The following is a 17,410-nucleotide window of genomic DNA, read 5'->3' as shown; positions in this document are numbered from 1 at the left end:
CCTGCCGCTGACCTCCGGAGCCCGGGCCCTCGTCCGCCGACCCCTTCCGCACCGCCGGTGCTTGCGCCCCGCCGCCCCGTCAGCCGCCCGGCGGCGGGAAGGAGTCGCCCGGTGACACCAGCCCGGTCTCGTAGGCGAGCACCACGGCCTGGGCCCGGTCGCGCAGCGAGAGCTTGGCGAAGATCCGGGCCACATGGGTCTTCACCGTCGCCTCGCTGAGCGTCAGGACGGCCGCCAGTTCGGCGTTGGACAGCCCCCCGCCCATCAGGGTCAGCACCTCGTGCTCACGGGGTGTCAGCGCGGCGAGGTCCCGGTGGACGGCCGGACCGCCGGTGCCCGGGCGGTGGCCGCCCCCGGCGCCCGTGCCCTGGCCGCCGGCCGCGAAGCGCGCCACCAGCCGGCGGGTGATCGAGGGCGCGAGCAGCGCGTCACCGGTGCCGACCAGCCGGACGGCCGCGGTCAGGTGGTCGGAGGTGACGTCCTTGAGCAGGAACCCGCTGGCGCCGGCGGCCAGTGCGGCGTAGACGTAGTGGTCGAGGTCGAAGGTGGTCAGCATGATCACCCGGCAGTCCCGGTCCTGGGCGAGCACCCGGCGGGCGGCCTCCAGGCCGTCCATGCCGGGCATCCGGATGTCCATCAGCACCACGTCGGGCCGCAGGGTGCGGGCGGCCTCCACCGCCTCGCCGCCGTCGGCGGCCTCGCCGACCACGTCGATGCCGCGTGCGGTCAGGATCAGCCGGAACCCGGTGCGCACCAGCTCCTGGTCGTCCACGATCAGGACCCGGGGCGCCGGCGCGGCGGTCGGCCCGGCGCTCGGGCCGGCGGGCAGTACGGCCCGCGGGTCCGACCCGGCCCCGGAGCCGGTCACGGCCGGTCCAGCGGGATCCGGGCGCGGACGCGGTAGCCCCCGCCGAGGCGCCTGCGGGCGTCCAGGTCACCGCCGTAGACGGCCACCCGCTCGCGCAGCCCGAGCAGTCCGCGGCCCGCGCCGTCGCTCCCCTCCCGGGTGCCGCGCCCGCCGCCGCCGGCGAGCACGCTCGGCCCGCTGTTCAGCACCTCCACCCGCAGGTAGCGGTCGGAGTACCGGACCGTCAGTTCGGCCTGTCCCCCGTCGCTGTACTTGAGGGCGTTGGTCAGCGCCTCCTGGACGATCCGGTAGGCGGTCAGGTCGATCCCGGCGGGCAGCGGGCGCGGGTCCCCCGAGATCCGCACCTCGACCGGCAGGCCGGCGAAGGCGATCCGGTCCACCAGTGGGCCGAGCCGGCCCAGGCCCGGCTGCGGTTCGAGGCGGCCGGCGCCCTCGCCGCCCTCGTCCTCCGCGCCGTCCGGCGAGGGGGCGAGCAGGCCGAGCAGGTGCCGCAGTTCGGTCATCGCGCCCCGGCCGGCCGCCTCGACCGCCCGCATCGCGGTGGCGGCCTCGTCCGGCATGGTGGTCAGCACCTCACGGGCCGCGCCGGCCTGAACCACCATCAGGCTGACGTTGTGGCTGACGATGTCGTGCAGCTCCCGGGCGATCCGGGCCCGCTCGGCGTCCACGGCGGCCACCGCCGCGCTCTCCCGCTCCCGCTCCAGCAGCCAGCCGCGATCGGCCAGCGCCTTGCGGTGCGAGCGCCGCTCCCTCAGCAGCGCGGCACCCAGCCAGCCGGCCGCGGCGCACACCACGGCCAGGATCATCACCAACGGTCCCACCCCGGATCTCCACACAAGATCACTTTGGCAGTCCGCGCCGCGTTCCGCATCCCTCCGCGGGACCCGGCCCCGTACATCCGCAGGATGACGGGCCGGGCCGGATACACCGGGGGGCTGATGCCGGGGGCCGGCGGCGCTTCTAGGTTCATGTCATGACTACAGATCACGACAGCGCGCAGCCGGTCGTCGTACGGCTGGACGCCGTGCGCAAGGAGTACGGCGAGGCGACGGCCCTGGACGGGGTGTCGCTGGAGATCCGGGCCGGCGAGGCGGTCGCGGTGATGGGTCCGTCCGGCTGCGGCAAGTCGACCCTGCTCAACATGGTGGCCGGCCTGGACCGCCCGACCGCCGGCACGGTCCGGGTGGGCGGCGAGGACCTCGGCAGCCTCAACGAGACCGGGCTGGCGCTGTTCCGGCGCCGGCAGGTGGGCATGATCTTCCAGTTCTTCAACCTGATCGACGACCTGCCGGCCCTGGACAACGTCGCGCTCTCCGCCCAGCTGACCGGGACCCCGGCCCGCCAGGCCCGCCGCCGGGCGCTCGAACTCCTCGACGAACTGGGCATCGCGGACCGCAAGGACGCCTACCCGGCGACCCTGAGCGGCGGCGAGCGCCAACGGGTGGCCGTCGCCCGGGCCCTGATGAACCGCCCGGCCCTGCTGCTGGCGGACGAGCCGACCGGCGCGTTGGACAGCCGCGCCGGCGAGCAGGTGATGGACCTGCTGATCGACCTCAACCAGATCGGCCAGACCCTGCTGATCGTCACCCACGACCCGCGGCTCGCCACCCGGTGCGCCAGCCGGCTGATCGAGTTCGCCGACGGCCGGGTGGCCCGCGAGAGCGTGCTGGAGCGGTCGTCGTGAGCGCGGTGTGGCGGGCCGCGTGGGCGGCCGTACGCCGCCGGCGGCTGCAGAGCGTGGTGGTCGGCCTGGTGGTGCTCTGCTCCACCACGACCGTGATGCTCGCGCTGGGCCTGCTGGACGCCGTCTCGGCCCCGTTCGACCAGGCCTTCGGCCGGCAGCACGGCGCCCATGTGGTGGCCACCTACGACCCGGCCGGCGTGTCGGCCGCCGAGCTGGCCGAGGCCGCCCGGCGGCCGGGCGTCCAGGCGGCCGAGGGCCCGTTCGGCCAGGGGTCGGTCAAGGTCGTCAAGGGCTGGCCCGGGTTCCCGGCCGGGACCCTGAAGGTGGTCGGCCGGGCGGACCCGGCGGCCGCCGCGGTGGACCGGCCCGCGCTGCTGGCCGGGCGCTGGGCCGCCGCTCCCGGAGAGCTGGTGCTCAACCAGGACTACACCGGGCTGGTGCTGGCGGACCTGCTGGGGACGACGATCGACGCGCCCGGCAGCCCGCCGCTGACCGTCGTCGGCGTCGCCACCAGCATGAGCCGCTCCGCCGACGCCTGGGTGGTGCCGGAGCAGATCGGCGCGCTGCACCCGGACGCCGTCCAGATGCTCTACCGCTTCACCGCCGCCGGCACCGCGCCGGAGGTCGGCTCGGCCCTGGACGCGGTCACCGCCGGGCTGCCGCCGGGTGCGCTGGTGTCCGCGCAGTCCCATCTGACCCTCAAGGAGGCCTACGCCGGGACGGCCAGGGACTACCTGCCGTTCATGACCCTGTTCGGGGTCCTCGGGCTGGCGGTCTCCGTCCTGATCGTCGCCAACGTGGTCGGCGGCGCGGTGGTCTCCGGGTTCCGCCGGACCGGCGTGCTCAAGGCCCTGGGCTTCACCCCCAACCAGGTGGTGGCGGTCCACCTGGTGATGGTCTCGCTGCCGGCCGTGGTGGGCAGCGCGCTGGGCACGCTGGCCGGCGGGCTGCTGGCGGAACCCGTCCTGGACGCCGCCTTCCAGGGGGTGCGGCGGGGCAGCGCGGTCGTCGAGATCGCGCCGTGGGTGTCCGTGGTCTGCCTGCTCGGCATGCCGGCCCTGGTCCTGCTGGCGGCCTTGCTGCCCGCGCTGCGCGCACACCGCCTCTCCGCGGCGCAGGCCATCAGTGCCGGCAGCGCCCCGCGGACCGGCCGGGGCCTCGCGGTCCAGCGCCGGCTGGGCGGCAGCCGGCTGCCGCGTGCGGTCAGCCTTGGCCTGGGCCACCCGTTCGCCCGCCCGGCCCGCACCGCGCTGACCCTGGCGGCCGTCCTGCTCGGCGTCACCACGGTCACCCTGACGACCGGCCTGACCAGCACCATGGTCGCGTACGGCGGAACGCAGGCCGGCCGCACCGGACCCGAGGCGGTCGTCTGGGTGGGGCGGCCCGCCTTCGGGGAGACGCTTCCCCGGCTGGGCGACCGTGAGCTGGAGTCGCTGGTGCGGTCCCGGCCGGGCGTGACCCGGGTGACGGCGCACGCCGTCGTCGACGTCCGGCTCGCCGGGTACACCCAGCCCGACACGGTCTTCTTCCAGCGCGGCGACGACGACCCGGGCATGGCCGCCCAGATCGTGGCCGGGCGCTGGCTCGCCGGGCCGGGCGAGGTGGTCGCCGCGCCGCTGTTCCTGAAGCAGCACGGACTGGCGGTCGGCGACCGGACCACCATGGAGCTGGACGGCCGGCAGACACCGGTGACCGTGGTCGGCGAGCTGATCAGCGGCGGCGGCGACCGGATGTGGTCGAGCTGGCCGACCCTGACCGCACTCGCCCCCGACGCCGTGCCGGTCAACTACGCGGTCGAGCTGGCCCCGGGCACGGACGTCCAGGCCTTCACCGAGGCCGTCCGGGCGGCCGAGCCCGGCCTGTACCCGATGCCGGCGGGCACCGGGAACACCGCGACGACCACCGTCGTCACCTTCGCCTCGGTGTTCACCCTGCTGCTGACCGCCGTGGCCGCGCTCGGTGTCTTCCACACGGTGCTGCTGAACACCCGGGAGCGCCGCCGGGACCTGGGCATGCTCAAGGCGGTCGGGATGACGCCGCGCCAGGTGGTGCTGATGACCGTGACCTCGGTGGCGGCGCCGGGCGTGCTCGCCGGGCTGGCCGGCGTCCCGCTCGGGATCGCCGGGCACCGCCTGATCGTGGACCACGTCGGGTCCGTGGTGTTCCCGGAGTCCATGAAGGCCGTCTGGCACCCGGCGGGCCTGGCGCTGCTGGTCCTGGCCGGGGTGGCGATCGCCGCCCTCGGTGCGCTGCTGCCGGCCCGGTCGGCGGCCCGGCTCACCATCGCCGAGGTGCTGCACAACGAGTAGTGCGGTGAACAGGGCGGCCGGGCCGTACGTCGCATCGCGGCGCGGCCCGGCCGCTCCGGGCCTACTGCTGAGCCTCCGGCGGCACCCCCGGGGGCAGGCCGGGCACCACGCCCGCCTCGGCGACCGGGGCGCCGCCCCTGATCCGCGGGCTGCGCCGGCTGCGCCCCTCCACCCAGCGGGCCAGCCAGGAGAGCGCCAGGCACATCCCGATGTAGACCGGCGCGATCACCATCACCACCGGGATGAAGGGCAGGTCGTAGTCCAGGTTGGTGGCGATCAGCTTCCCCGCGTGCAGGAACTCCTCGTAGGTGATCAGGAACCCGAGCGAGGTGTCCTTGAGGGCCACCACCAGCTGGCTGATGATGGCCGGCAGCATCGCCCGGTTGGCCTGCGGCACCAGGACGGCGGCCATCACCTGGGTCTTGCGCATACCCAGCGCGTACGCCGCCTCCCGCTGGCCGGCGGGCACCGCCAGCACCCCGGCCCGGAAGACCTCGGCCAGCACCGAGCCGTTGTAGAGGGTGAGGCCGGCGACCAGCGCCCAGAGCGGCTGGACCTTCAGCGCGACGAAGATGAAGAAGATCATCACCAGCAGCGGCATCGCCCGGAAGAACTCCACCACCACCGTGGACACCCAGCGCACCACCCGGTGCTCGGAGAGCCGGCCGGCCGCGAACAGCGCGCCGAACGGCAGCGCGAACAGCACCGTCCAGCCGAAGGCCTCCAGGGTGCGGCCGAGGCCTCGCAGCAGCAGCTCCTGAACCCCCCGGTACTCGAAGGCCATCCACTTCTGGTAGGTGAACTGCTGGGTGTGGAACAGCATGTAGACCACCCAGCCGAGCAGCGCGGCGATCGCCAGCAGCGCGAGCACCCCGTACATCCGGTGCCGGGCCACCGCCTTCGGGCCGGGCACGTCGTACAGGGCGGAGGCGGGCGCCGACCGCCGCGCGGAGGGGCGGACGGCCGGCCGGACGGAGGGGGGAGCGGTCACCGGGACACCGCCGTTCGTCGTTCGAGGAGGTTGAAGACGGCGCTGATGGCCAGGGTGATGACCAGGTAGCCGACCGCGATCCAGACGAAGGTCCAGACGATGCCGTACCCCAGCTCGTTGATGGTCCGGTAGGTGCCGAGCAGTTCGACCACGCTGAACGAGCCGGCGATCGCGGAGTTCTTGGCGAGCGCGATCAGCACGCTGCCGATCGGCGCCACCACCGACCGGTAGGCCTGCGGGAGCACCACCAGGCCCAGCGTCTGACCGAAGGTCATGCCGAGACTGCGGGCCGCCTCGCCCTGCCCGAGCGGCACGGTGTTGATGCCCGAGCGCAGCACCTCGCAGATGAAGGCCGAGGTGTAGCAGCCGAGCGCCAGCACCGAGAAGGTGAAGAACGGCAGCACGATGTCGAAGCGCGGCAGGCCGAGCACCACGATGAAGAACAGCAGGGTCAGCGGGGTGTTGCGCAGGATCGTCACCCAGCCGGTGCCGAAGGCCCGCAGGGCCCGGATCGGCGAGACCCGGAAGCTCGCGATCAGCACGCCGAGCAGCAGGGCCAGCGCGGAACTGACCACGGTCAGTTCCAGCGTGCCGACGAAGCCGTGCCAGTACGTCGACCAGTTGTCGGTCAGGACTTTCATACCGCGCGCTCCTCAGTACCGGTCGATCGGCGGCGGGGCGGGGGCCGGCACGCCGGACAGGCCGAGCGTCGCGTCGTAGGCCTTCTTCCAGTCGCCGTTCTTCTCGTGCGCGGCCAGCGCGTCGTCCAGGGCCAGCCGCAGCACCGTGTCCTCGCGCGGGGTGCCGATCCCGTACGGCTCCTTGGAGAAGGGCTCCCCGGCGATCTTCAGCTCGTCCGGCACCTTGGCGGCGTAGCCCTGCAGGATGGCGTTGTCGGTGGTGACGGCGGCGACCTGCCCGGTGACCAGGTTGTCCACGCAGGCCGAGTAGGTGTCGTAGGCGACCAGGTCCGCCTGCGGGTAGTCCTTCTCGATCCGCTGGTACGGGGTGGAGCCCGCCGCCGAGCAGACCTTCTTGCCGGCCAGGTCCTGCGGCCCGTGGATGCTGTCGTCGCTCCGGCGCACCAGCAGGGACTGGCCCGCGACGAAGTAGGGCCCGGCGAAGCCGACCAGCTTCTTGCGGTTGGCGTTGATCGTGTAGGTGCCCACGTAGTAGTCGACCTGGCCGTTCTGCAGCGCCGTCTCACGGTTGGCGGAGGCGATGGTCCGGAACTGGATGCGGTCCGGGCCGAAGCCGAGGTAGGCGCCGACCATCTTGGCGATCTCGATGTCGAAGCCCGAGTAGACGCCGGTGGCGGGGTCCTTCTGGCCCAGGTAGGGCTGGTCCTCCTTGGCGCCGATCACCAGGTGCCCACGGCCGCGGGCGGCGTCCAGGGTGGGCGAGCCGTTGATCACCTCCCCGGTGCGGACCTGGTACGAGGGCAGCGCGCTCGGCTGCGGGCCCTTGGGCGGCGGGGTGCCGGGCTTGCCGCAGGCGGCGAGCAGCACCAGCACGGCGAGGGCGGCGAGGGCGCGTCGGACGGTCGTCATGGCGCCCCTCAGTGCTTGAGGATCTTGGAGAGGAAGTCCCGGGCCCGCGCGCTCTCGGGAGCGTCGAAGAAGGCCTCGGGGCTGCGGTCCTCGACGATCCGGCCGTCGGCCATGAACACCACCCGGTTGGCGGAGGCCCGGGCGAACCCCATCTCGTGGGTGACCACCACCATGGTCATGCCCTCGTGCGCCAGCAGGCGCATCACGTCCAGCACCTCGTTGATCATCTCGGGGTCGAGCGCCGAGGTGGGCTCGTCGAACAGCAGCGCCTTGGGGTCCATCGCCAGCGCCCGGGCGATCGCGACGCGCTGCTGCTGGCCGCCGGAGAGCTGCGCCGGGTACTTGTCCTCCTGCGAGGCCAGCCCCACCCGGTCCAGCAGCGCCCGGGACTTCGCGTCCGCCTCGGCCCGGCCCCGGCCCCGGACCTTGACCTGGGCCAGCGAGACGTTCTGCAGCACGGTCTTGTGCGCGAACAGGTTGAAGGACTGGAAGACCATCCCGACCTCGGCCCGCAGCTTCGCCAGGCCCTTGCCCTCGGCGGGCAGCGGCTCACCGTCGATCCGGATGCTGCCGCTCTCGATCGGCTCCAGCCGGTTGATCGTCCGGCACAGGGTGGACTTGCCCGAGCCGGACGGCCCGATCACCACGACAACCTCGCCGCGGCCCACCGTCAGGTCGATGTCCTGCAGGACGTGCAGGTCGCCGAAGTGCTTGTTGACCCCGCTCAGCTCGATCAGCGGGGTGAAGACAGCGGTGCTCACCTGGGTGATCCCTCCTCAGGGGTCGAGGAGGTCCGTCACTTGGCCCGGCGGCCCTTGAGCAGCCAGCCCAGCGCGGCGCCGGCCAGCAGGGTGGCCAGCAACGCGACCCAGAGCGGCGCGGTGACCGTGAACACCCAGAACTGGATCTTCACCTTGTCGAGGTTGGCGAACAGGAACCACACCGCCAGGACGACGATCGCCCCGATCGCCAGATAGCGGGTGGGGACACCGGCGATCTCGCTCTTCCCGGGGCCTGCCGACGACGAACCGTCCGAAACTTTGGTCACCCCGGCAGTCTGGGTGCCGGGCCGGCGGTTCGTCCGTTCGCCCGGCCGCGACTGACCCTCCCGGGCCCGCCGCCCCACCCGAACGGCCCAGCGGCCGGGAACGGACGCCCCCCCGGGGGTGGCGATCAGGGCACCGGGGTGGCGTGCGGGGCACCGGGCAGGCAGGACCGGCGATCAGGGCACCGGGCAGGACCGGACGGCGAACGGCGCCCGCGCCGGGCTGCTCCGGATGCGGAGGGGCCCGGCGCGGGCGCGGCAGCACTACCGCTCGTCCCGCCAGGAGCGCCAGAGCGCCGCGTACGGGCCGCCGGCCGCGACCAGCTCGGGATGGCTGCCGTACTCGCTGATCCGGCCGCCCTCGACCACCGCGATCACGTCCGCGTCGTGCGCGGTGTGCAGGCGGTGGGCGATGGCGATCACCGTCCGGCCCTCCAGCACCCGGGAGAGCGAGCGCTCCAGGTGCCGGGCGGCCCGGGGGTCGAGCAGCGAGGTGGCCTCGTCCAGCACCAGGGTGTGCGGGTCCGCCAGGACCAGCCGGGCCAGCGCCAGCTGCTGGGCCTGCGGCGGGGACAGGGCCGTACCCCCCGACCCGACCTCGGTGTCCAGGCCCTCCGCCAGGCCGTCCACCCACTCACCGGCGTCCACCGCGTCCAGGGCGGCCCGCAACTCGGTGTCGTCGGCGTCGGGCGCGGCCAGCCGCAGGTTGTCCCGCAGGGTGCCGACGAACACGTGGTGCTCCTGGTTGACCAGCGCCACCCGGGCCCGGACCCGCTCGGCGGGCATCCGCGCGAGCGAGGCGCCGCCGAGGGTGACACTCCCCCGGCCCGGGGCGTAGATCCCGGCCAGCAGACGGCCCAGGGTGGACTTGCCGGCCCCGGACGGGCCGACCAGCGCCACCCGGCTGCCCGGCGCCACGTCCAGGCTGATGCCGTGCAGCACGTCGGCGCCCTCCCGGTAGCCGAACCGCACCTCGGTGGCCTCCACCCGGTGCCCGTCCGGGTGGACCGAGTCGTCCGTCTCCGGATCCTCCACCTCGCGGACCCCGACCAGCCGGGCCAGCGAGGCCTGGCCGATCTGGAGCTCGTCGTACCAGCGCAGGATCAGGTCGACCGGACCGGTGAGCGCCTGCGCGTAGAGCACACCGGTGGTCAGCTGGCCCACACTGATCCAGCCCCGGAGGGTGAACAGCCCGCCGAGCACCAGGGTGCCCAGCACCGCGAGCGTGTAGACGGCGTCGATGGTGGGGAACCAGACCGAGCGGAGCCAGAGCGTGTAGCGCTCCCAGGCCAGCCACTCGCCGAGCTTGCGGTCGGTGAGGCGGATCCGGTCCTCGCCCAGCCGCAGCGTCTCGACCGTCCGGCCCGCGTCGACCGTCTCGGCCAGCACCGTGTTGACCGCCGCGTACCCGGCCGACTCGGAGCGGTAGGACTGCGGGGCACGCCGGAAGTACCAGCGGGAGCTGGCCAGCAGCAGCGGCAGGCCGATGACGGCGGTGAGGGCGAGCAGCGGCGAGGTGACCACCAGCGCGCCCAGCACCAGCACCAGCGAGACCACGGCGACGGCCAGCTCGGGCACCGCCTCGCGGACCGACTTGGAGAGCCGGTCGATGTCGGTGGTGCCCCGGGAGACGAGGTCACCCGTGCCGGCCCGCTCCAGCACGCCGGGCGGCAGGGCGACCGAACGGACCAGGAAGTCCTCCCGGAGGTCGGCGAGCACCTCCTCTCCCAGGACTCCACCGCGCAGCCGGGACCACCAGGTGAAGGCGGACTGGACCAGCAGCGCCAGCAGGTACCAGCCGACGGCCGCCGCGATGGCGCCCTCGGCACTGCCGGAGGCGAGCGACTCGACCAGCCGGCCGAGCACCCACGGCCCGACCAGCCCGGCCACCGTCGCGACACCGTGCAGCCCGACGACCGCGCCGAAGTTGGCACGGTGGCGCCGGGCGAGCAGCCGGACGTAGCTGCGGACGGCCGCCGGGGAGCCGACCGGCAGCATGGTCGCCGGACCGGTCTCCGACTGGGCGGGGGGCTTCATTCGGTACTCCTCGGGCGAGATCCGGCGGCTGCGCCGCGGTGCCGGCCGGGAAGGCTCCGGACGGCCGGGGGACGGCCGGGCCGGGGCCCGCCGGGCAAGGACGTGACGGGACGGGACCGGACCGGCGGGGACGGGAGAGGTGGCGACGGGACCGGCGGTCCGGTCCGCCGCTCCCGCGCGCGGACGCACGGGGGAGCGGCGGGGAAGGCGTGCCTCACACCGCCTCCTTCACGCTCACGGGCGCCGCCGCCGGCGCCGGGTCCTCCTCGCGGGTGACCACGGCCCGGTAGAGCGGTTCGCGGTGCAGCAGCTCGCGGTGGGTCCCGGAGGCGGTGACCCGGCCTTCGTGGACCAGCAGCACCCGGTCGGCCTGGTCGAGCAGCAGCGGGCTGGTGGCCAGGACGACGGTCGTCCGCCCGGCGCGGCTGCGGCGCAGGCCGGCCGCGATCCGCGACTCGGTGTGGGCGTCGACGGCGCTGGTCGGTTCGTCCAGGACGAGCACCGGCGGATCGGCCAACAGTGAGCGGGCCAGTGCCAGGCGCTGGCGCTGGCCGCCGGAGAGCGAGCGTCCGCGCTCGGTGATCACGGCCCGCATCGGGTCTCCCCCGCAGTCGGGCGAGCCGTCCACCAGCGCGTCCAGCACGTCCTCGGCGCGGGCGGCGGCCAGCGCGTCGGCGGGCTCGATCCGGCCCGAGGCGGGCACGTCCAGCAGCTCGGCCAGGGTGCCGGAGAGCAGCACCGGCTCCTTGTCGTGGACCAGCACGGCGGCGCGGGCCTCGGCCAGCGGCACGGCGTCCAGCGGGGTGCCGCCGAGCCGCACCGCGTGCTGCTCGGGCGCCGGCTCGTCCCCCTCGGCCGGCGGGACATGGCCGCCGAGGCGCTCGGCGAGCTCCCCGGCGAAGTCCGGATCACCGCAGACCACGGCGGTCAGCTCGCCCGCGCGGGCGGTCAGCCCGGTGCGGGGGTCGTGCAGGTCGGCGCGGTCCGGGCGGGCCAGCGCGGCGTCCGGGGCCCGGCTCGTCCGGGACAGCGCGAGCACCCGGGTGGCCCGTCCGGCGGAGACCCGGGCGACGCTCCAGGCGTGCGCGGCCTCGCCGAGGATGCGCAGCGGCGCGGCCAGGAAGGCCGTCGCGCCGTAGACCGAGACCAGGGTGCCGATGCCGATCTCCCCGGTGGCGGCCAGGTGCGCGCCGTACCAGGTGACGCCGACCACGAAGAGCCCGGGCAGCAGCACCTGCTGGGCCTGCATCAGCGAGGAGAGCCGGGTGGCCCGCACCGCGGCCGCCCGGACCTTCTGCGAGGCGGCGCGGTAGCGCGCCAGGAAGAGCTCCTCACCTCCGATGCCGCGCAGGACGCGCAGCCCGGCGACGGTGTCCGCGGCCAGCTCGGTGGCCTTGCCGCCGAGCGCGCGCTGCTCGGCGTACCGCTTCTCGAAGGGCCCGAGCAGCGGCCAGACCGAGGCGGCCAGCACCGGCACGCCGAGCAGGACCACCAGGCCGAGCAGCGGCTGGACGGCCAGCACGACCGCGCTGACGCCGAGCCAGACCAGCACCGCGGCGCGGACCCGGGCGACCAGCTCGACGTACCAGCCGATCTTCTCGACGTCACCGCTGCCCACCGCGACGATCTCGCCGGTGGCGATCCGGCGGGAGAGGCCGGCGCCGAGCCGGGAGGCCTGTCGGGCGACCAGCTGGCGGACCTGGGTGGCGGCGGTGATCCAGTTCCAGACCGCCTGGCGGTGGAGCAGCACGGTACCGCCGGCGGCGACCACCGACAGGGCCAGGGCGAAGGCCCCGGCCCGCCAGATCCCGGCGGCGTCACCGTCGACGGCGGCCTGGACGCCCTGGCCGAGCGGCAGCGGCAGGGCCGCCCGACAGCCCATCTCCAGCAGCGCCCAGCAGGTGGAGAGCACCTGGCCGCGGCGTTGGCTGCGCTGGAGCCAGCGCAGGAAGGCGAGCGGCGAGGAGAGATCGGGACTTCCGGGGTCGGACAGCGGCAGGGGTTTGAGCGGCATGACGCTCCGTTGCAGGGTGTACGGGCATGGGACGGGTGGCGCACGGCCCGGATCACGGGACGCGGCCTGGCATCCGGCGCACCGGGTGGCCGGGGCCGTAGGGGTACGGAGGCGTCGGGGACGGCGACGGGACACGGGGTCACCGGCGTTGCCGACAGCCGTCGTCGACCGGAAGGATCGAGGTGGTGCGGACGGGGGTACGCCCACGGGCGGCAGGTGGGAGGCGGGGCCGGCGGCATCACGGCGGATGGGGTTCAGGACGTCATGGGAATCGAGCCTGCCGGTAGCGATGTGACGTACGCAACAGGTTTTCCGGCCGTCCGGCAGCCGCCGACTTTCCGGGCCGGCCCGGGAACATCGACGCCACCGGCCTGGTTGGCAAGATCCGGAAGCATCGGACGACCAGGAGGGCACCCCTTCCCGTGAGCACCATCCCCACCGTCTCGCTCAACAACGGGGCGCACATCCCGCAGCTCGGCTTCGGTGTCTGGCAGGTCCCGGACGCCGAGGCGACGGCCGCGGTCCGCACGGCGATCGAGGCGGGCTACCGATCCGTCGACACCGCCGCGGTCTACGAGAACGAGGCCGGCACCGGCCGGGCCGTCGCGGAGGCGATCGCCGGCGGCGTCCGCCGCGAGGACCTGTACATCACCACCAAGCTGTGGAACTCGGGCACCGCCGACTGGACGGGCGAGCAGGGCCGCGACGCGGTGCTCAAGGCCTTCGACAGCTCGCTCGACAAGCTGGGCCTGGACTACCTCGACCTGTACCTGATCCACTGGCCGCGGCCGATGCACGGCAGCTACCTGAACGTGTGGAAGGCCTTCGAGCAGCTGCTCGCGGACGGCCGGGTGAAGTCGGTGGGCGTCTCGAACTTCGGCCCCGAGCAGCTGACCCGCCTGCTGGAGGAGTCCTCCGTGGTGCCGGTCCTCAACCAGGTCGAGCTGCACCCGCACTTCCCGCAGCGCCAGCTGCGCGCCTTCCACGCCCAGCACGGCATCGCCACCGAGGCGTGGAGCCCGCTGGGCCAGGGCAAGAGCCTGCTGACCGAGCCCGCCCTCGTGAAGATCGCCGAGAAGCACGGCCGGACCACCGCCCAGGTGGTGCTGCGCTGGCACCTGCAGAGCGGCGTGATCGCGATCCCGAAGTCGGTCACCCCTTCGCGGATCAAGGAGAACCTGGACGTCACCGGCTTCGAGCTGGACGCCGAGGACTTCGCGGCGATCGAGGCCGTCGAGACCGGCATCCGTCTCGGCCCGGACCCGCAGGGCTTCGACTGGAACTGACCGGCCGCACCGGGCCCGGCGTCGCCGGGCCCGGACCGGACGAGCCGGCACGGGCCGCACCGGGAAAGGCCCGGACGGGCACGATCGAATTCTGAAGGCGCGTCAATGCCGAAGGCCGTCACCCCGGGATCGAGGTGACGGCCCGCAGAATTCAGGCGAATCGTTTTGGCTGGTCTACAGACGAGCCGCCTTGGCCAGCAGCGCGAGGGCATCCTCGTGCTCGTGCTCCTCCAGCGGCGAGAGCAGCAGTCGCTGCACCTCGCGCACCCCGGCCGCGGAGCGGTGCAGCAGATCCTGGCCCGCCGAGGACAGCGAGAGCAGGTTGCGACGACCGTCCGAGGGGTCGCGGCGACGGAGCACCAGACCACGGCGGACCAGCCGGCTGACCATCTCGGCCATCGTCGCCTTGTCCAGCGAGGCCAGCTCGCCGACCGTGCGCTGGTCGGCGCCCGGCTCCAGCTCCAGTGCGTCCAGCACCGCGTACTGCGGCGCCGTCAGCTCCGAGCCGACATGCTCGGACCAGAGCTTGGTGTGCACCTGCTGCCCGACGCGGATCAGGTAGCCGATCGCCCGCTGGGCGTCGAGCATCGGACGGGCATCGGTCAGAACGGCCACCGCGGCCGGCTCCAGCCTGGCTATCCTCGCCATCACCCGGACGATTTCCAGCTGCTCCTCAGGGCTGAGCGGCTCGAACAGCGTGCGCTGCACACGAACCACGCCGCCGGTGGCCTCGCGGACCGCCTGGGCGCCGTTCTGAGAGAGCGCCAGCAGCTTGCGCCGGCCGTCCGCCGGGTCGCGACGCCGCAGCACCAGGCCGCGCCGCACCAGACGGGCGACCATTTCGGCCATCGTGGCCTTGTCGAGCGAGGCCCGCTCCCCCACCGTGCGCTGGTCGGCGCCCGGTTCGAGGGCGAGAACCAGCAGTACGGCGAACTGCGGAGCCGTGAGGTCGGCCCCGACGTGCTCGGACCACAGACGAGTGTGGACCTGCTGTGCAACGCGGATGAGGTGTCCGGGCGACTGCTGCAGTCGCGCGGACACGCGGGTCGTCGGGATCTCCCCCAGCACCATGTATCCGTCCCGATGTCACACCCGGTGTGTGTGGGACACCCGGGTGGGGCAGTAACGGCGTGTGGGCGTCCCGCTATGAGGGAGGGCGCGCCAGCCGTGCAGCCGGTGGCTGCTGGCGCACACTATACAAACGCCAAGGCCCTGCTGGCAGACGGGGGCCGATAGTAGACGCAACTTCGGCGAACTTGGCATATTTACACGCCCGCCCGGGGTGCCGTTCACCCGCTCGTAGCAGAAAGCCGACCGACCGGTCCTTACCCTCGGTCACCTGCGGCTCTGTCCTCTGGTTCACCAGACTACTCGTCGGTAAGGTGGCGGCGAAGCGCTCTCAACGCCACCCTCCGGCCGGCCTTCACGAATTTTTCGCGCGGCCCGGCCCGTAACCCCACGAGAGAGACGAGACCGAGCATGACCGAGCAGAGCACCGCCCCCCGGGTCGCGGTCGTCACCGGCGCAGCCCGCGGCATCGGCGCCGCCACCGCACTGCGGCTGGCCGCGGACGGCTACGCCGTCGCCGTGGTCGACCTGGAGGAAGCCGCGGGCAAGGACACCGTGGACAAGATCGTCGCAGCGGGCGGCCGGGCCCTGGCCGTCGGGGCGGACGTCTCCGACGCCGAGCAGGTCCAGGCCGCCGTCGACCGGATCGCGGCCGAGCTCGGCGCCCCGGTCGTCCTGGTCAACAACGCCGGCGTACTGCGCGACAACCTGCTGTTCAAGATGTCCGAGTCCGACTGGGACACCGTGATGAACGTGCACCTCAAGGGTGCTTTCCTGATGACCCGCGCGGTGCAGAAGCACATGGTCGACGCCGGGTTCGGCCGGGTCGTCAACCTGTCCTCCTCCTCCGCCCAGGGCAACCGCGGCCAGGCCAACTACTCCGCCGCCAAGGCCGGCCTGCAGGGCTTCACCAAGACCCTGGCGATCGAGCTGGGCAAGTTCGGCATCACCGCCAACGCCGTCGCGCCCGGCTTCATCGCCACCGAGATGACGGCGGCCACCGCTGCCCGAGTCGGCATGGAGTTCGAGGCCTTCAAGGCGGCGGCCGCCACCCAGATCCCGGTCAACCGGGTCGGCGTCCCCGAGGACATCGCCAACACCATCTCGTTCCTCGCCGGTGAGGGCGCGGGCTTCGTGTCCGGCCAGGTCATCTACGTCGCCGGCGGGCCGCTCGACTGAGCCGCCCCGGCCCACGGGCGCCCTCGGCCGCCTCGGCCGGGGGCGCCTTCCGCCGTCCGGGCCCGATCCTCCCCGCCGGCCCGGTCGCGGGCGGCGGCACTGTCCTCTATATAGGCATGAGCATGCTCCCGTGCACAGCATGGTCATGCCCGGACCGCCTGCCTCGGAGCGGCGCGGGCCGTGACCGGGCCGCCGGCCCGGCGCCCGGGACCGGCATCCTCGCCCCCGGCCGTACCGAGCTCGCCCGCCCCGGCCGTACCGCCCGCGCCGACCCGCGCCACCCGCGCACCCGCGCACCCGCGAGGAGCAGCACCGCGGGCCGGCCGCCGCCCGCACTCAGTCGCGCCCCCGCAGGACGGGCAGCAGTGCGGCGAGCCCCTCCAGTTGCTCCGCCTGGGCGGCGGCGTCGAGCGCGCCGATCCGGCACACCAGGTGCCGGGCGCCCTGCTCCGCGTACCGGCCCAGCTCCCGCGCGATGTGCTCGACCGGTCCGGCGATCAGGCACTGGATCGTCTCGGCCACCTCGAGCGGCGCCCCGTAGGTCGTCCTGGTGTACACGTCCAGCGCCTTCCGGCCGGCCGCCGGGTCGGGCGCGATCAGCACGGTGGTGTAGAGCGCGGGGGCGACCGCGGCCTGGTCCCGCCCCGCCTCGGCGGCCGCGCGCCGTACTTCGGTCAGGCCCGGTCCGTAGGCGCGGTGGTCCGGCGGGTAGGGCAGCCAGCCGTCGTAGTGCCGGCCGGTCCGGGCCAGCGCCGCGGGGGTGGCGCCGCCCAGCCAGATCGGCGGGCCGCCGGCCCGGTGCGGGGCGAGGCCCCCGGGCAGGTCGTCGAGGTGCAGCACCTTGCCGTGGAACGCGGACGGGCCGGTCGAGGTCCACAACTGCCGCCAGAGCGCCACGGTTTCGTCCAACCGGCCGAACCTGCGCTCCCACGGCACCTCGGAGGCGGCGTACTCCCGCTCGGAGCGGTTCGGGAAGCCGGCGCCCACCGTCACCACCAGCCGGCCGCCCGACAGCAGGTCCACCGAGGCGAGCGCCTGCGCCGTCTGCACCGGCCGGCGGAAGGCGGGCAGCAGGGCGGCCGTGCCGAGGGTGACCCGCTCGGTGCGGGCGGCCAGCGCACCGAGCAGGGTGATCGGCTCGATCATGGGCTTGAGCAGGGTGTCCCCGACCCAGAGCGAGTCGAAGCCCAGCTCCTCGGCCCGCGCCCCGAGACCGAGCAGGCCGCGCGGCCCGCCGGCTCCGTCCCACTGTGCCGCTCCGGTCGGCAGTACCACTCCCACGCGCATCTCGTCCGTCATGGGAGCCAGCCTGCGCCGCTCCGGCGAGCCGGGCAATTCCCTGCGGGGAATGGCGACTCCCTCAGCCCCGGCAGTAGAAC

The 17,410-nt window shown here is 74.1% G+C and carries 15 protein-coding genes; 4 read left to right on the top strand and 11 right to left on the bottom strand.

The genetic code is table 11. The features are described 5' to 3' along the window. Nucleotides 1-79: 79 nt before the first annotated feature. Both OG689_RS32375 and OG689_RS32370 read right to left on the bottom strand, forming a co-directional pair. Nucleotides 80-829: a response regulator transcription factor gene (locus OG689_RS32375; protein ID WP_266327597.1), complete on the bottom strand. Its 750-nt coding sequence runs from the start codon at nt 827-829 to the stop codon at nt 80-82. Between the two features lie 35 nt (nt 830-864). Beyond that, entirely contained in the window at nt 865-1,689 is an 825-nt protein-coding gene (locus OG689_RS32370; protein ID WP_266324388.1) for a histidine kinase, read from the bottom strand. 152 nt (nt 1,690-1,841) lie between these two features. On the opposite strand from OG689_RS32370, the gene OG689_RS32365 reads away from it, so the two are divergent. Next, nucleotides 1,842-2,552, top strand: a complete 711-nt coding sequence (locus OG689_RS32365; RefSeq protein ID WP_266324387.1) for an ABC transporter ATP-binding protein — start codon at nt 1,842-1,844, stop codon at nt 2,550-2,552. After that, nucleotides 2,549-4,861 carry an ABC transporter permease gene (locus OG689_RS32360; RefSeq protein ID WP_266324386.1) on the top strand — a complete coding sequence of 771 codons (2,313 nt, stop codon included), beginning with the start codon at nt 2,549-2,551 and terminating at the stop codon, nt 4,859-4,861. The genes OG689_RS32365 and OG689_RS32360 overlap by 4 nt, the downstream gene beginning before the upstream one ends. Before the next feature lie 61 nt (nt 4,862-4,922). On the opposite strand, the gene OG689_RS32355 is transcribed toward OG689_RS32360, so the two are convergent. From OG689_RS32355 to OG689_RS32325, 7 genes are all read right to left on the bottom strand, one after another. Next, nucleotides 4,923-5,741 (bottom strand): amino acid ABC transporter permease, encoded by an 819-nt coding sequence (locus OG689_RS32355; RefSeq protein WP_266327595.1) that lies wholly within the window; start codon nt 5,739-5,741, stop codon nt 4,923-4,925. A gap of 107 nt (nt 5,742-5,848) precedes the next feature. Beyond that, nucleotides 5,849-6,493 carry an amino acid ABC transporter permease gene (locus OG689_RS32350; RefSeq protein WP_266324385.1) on the bottom strand — a complete coding sequence of 215 codons (645 nt, stop codon included), beginning with the start codon at nt 6,491-6,493 and terminating at the stop codon, nt 5,849-5,851. Nucleotides 6,494-6,505: 12 nt separating this feature from the next. After that, nucleotides 6,506-7,402, bottom strand: coding sequence for a glutamate ABC transporter substrate-binding protein (locus OG689_RS32345; protein WP_266324384.1), 897 nt, complete (start codon nt 7,400-7,402; stop codon nt 6,506-6,508). An 8-nt stretch (nt 7,403-7,410) separates the two neighbouring features. Next, on the bottom strand, nt 7,411-8,163 hold the full coding sequence (locus tag OG689_RS32340; RefSeq protein WP_323189341.1) for an amino acid ABC transporter ATP-binding protein: 753 nt from the start codon (nt 8,161-8,163) through the stop codon (nt 7,411-7,413). Nucleotides 8,164-8,198: 35 nt separating this feature from the next. Next, entirely contained in the window at nt 8,199-8,450 is a 252-nt protein-coding gene (locus OG689_RS32335; RefSeq protein ID WP_266324383.1) for a lipopolysaccharide assembly protein LapA domain-containing protein, read from the bottom strand. Nucleotides 8,451-8,711: 261 nt separating this feature from the next. Further along, nucleotides 8,712-10,484, bottom strand: a complete 1,773-nt coding sequence (locus OG689_RS32330; RefSeq protein ID WP_266324382.1) for an ABC transporter ATP-binding protein — start codon at nt 10,482-10,484, stop codon at nt 8,712-8,714. 214 nt (nt 10,485-10,698) lie between these two features. Further along, the gene (locus tag OG689_RS32325; RefSeq protein ID WP_266324381.1) at nt 10,699-12,498 is read right to left on the bottom strand and encodes an ABC transporter ATP-binding protein; all 1,800 of its coding nucleotides are present in this window, start codon (nt 12,496-12,498) and stop codon (nt 10,699-10,701) included. 422 nt (nt 12,499-12,920) lie between these two features. Between OG689_RS32325 and OG689_RS32320 the strand changes: the two genes are divergently transcribed. After that, the gene (locus OG689_RS32320) at nt 12,921-13,784 is read left to right on the top strand and encodes an aldo/keto reductase (protein ID WP_266324380.1); all 864 of its coding nucleotides are present in this window, start codon (nt 12,921-12,923) and stop codon (nt 13,782-13,784) included. 174 nt (nt 13,785-13,958) lie between these two features. Here OG689_RS32320 and OG689_RS32315 read toward each other — a convergent pair whose 3' ends face one another. Then, nucleotides 13,959-14,825, bottom strand: coding sequence for a MarR family winged helix-turn-helix transcriptional regulator (locus OG689_RS32315; protein WP_266324379.1), 867 nt, complete (start codon nt 14,823-14,825; stop codon nt 13,959-13,961). Between the two features lie 438 nt (nt 14,826-15,263). Between OG689_RS32315 and fabG the strand changes: the two genes are divergently transcribed. Beyond that, entirely contained in the window at nt 15,264-16,031 is a 768-nt protein-coding gene (gene fabG, locus OG689_RS32310; protein ID WP_266324378.1) for a 3-oxoacyl-ACP reductase FabG, read from the top strand. Between the two features lie 336 nt (nt 16,032-16,367). Here fabG and OG689_RS32305 read toward each other — a convergent pair whose 3' ends face one another. Further along, nucleotides 16,368-17,330, bottom strand: a complete 963-nt coding sequence (locus OG689_RS32305) for an LLM class flavin-dependent oxidoreductase (protein WP_266324377.1) — start codon at nt 17,328-17,330, stop codon at nt 16,368-16,370. Nucleotides 17,331-17,410: the final 80 nt, after the last annotated feature.

The sequence above is a fragment of the Kitasatospora sp. NBC_00240 genome (assembly GCF_026342405.1).
In the GTDB taxonomy this organism is placed as follows: Bacteria; Actinomycetota; Actinomycetes; order Streptomycetales; family Streptomycetaceae; genus Kitasatospora.
This window is presented reverse-complemented; position numbering and strand designations above follow the sequence as displayed.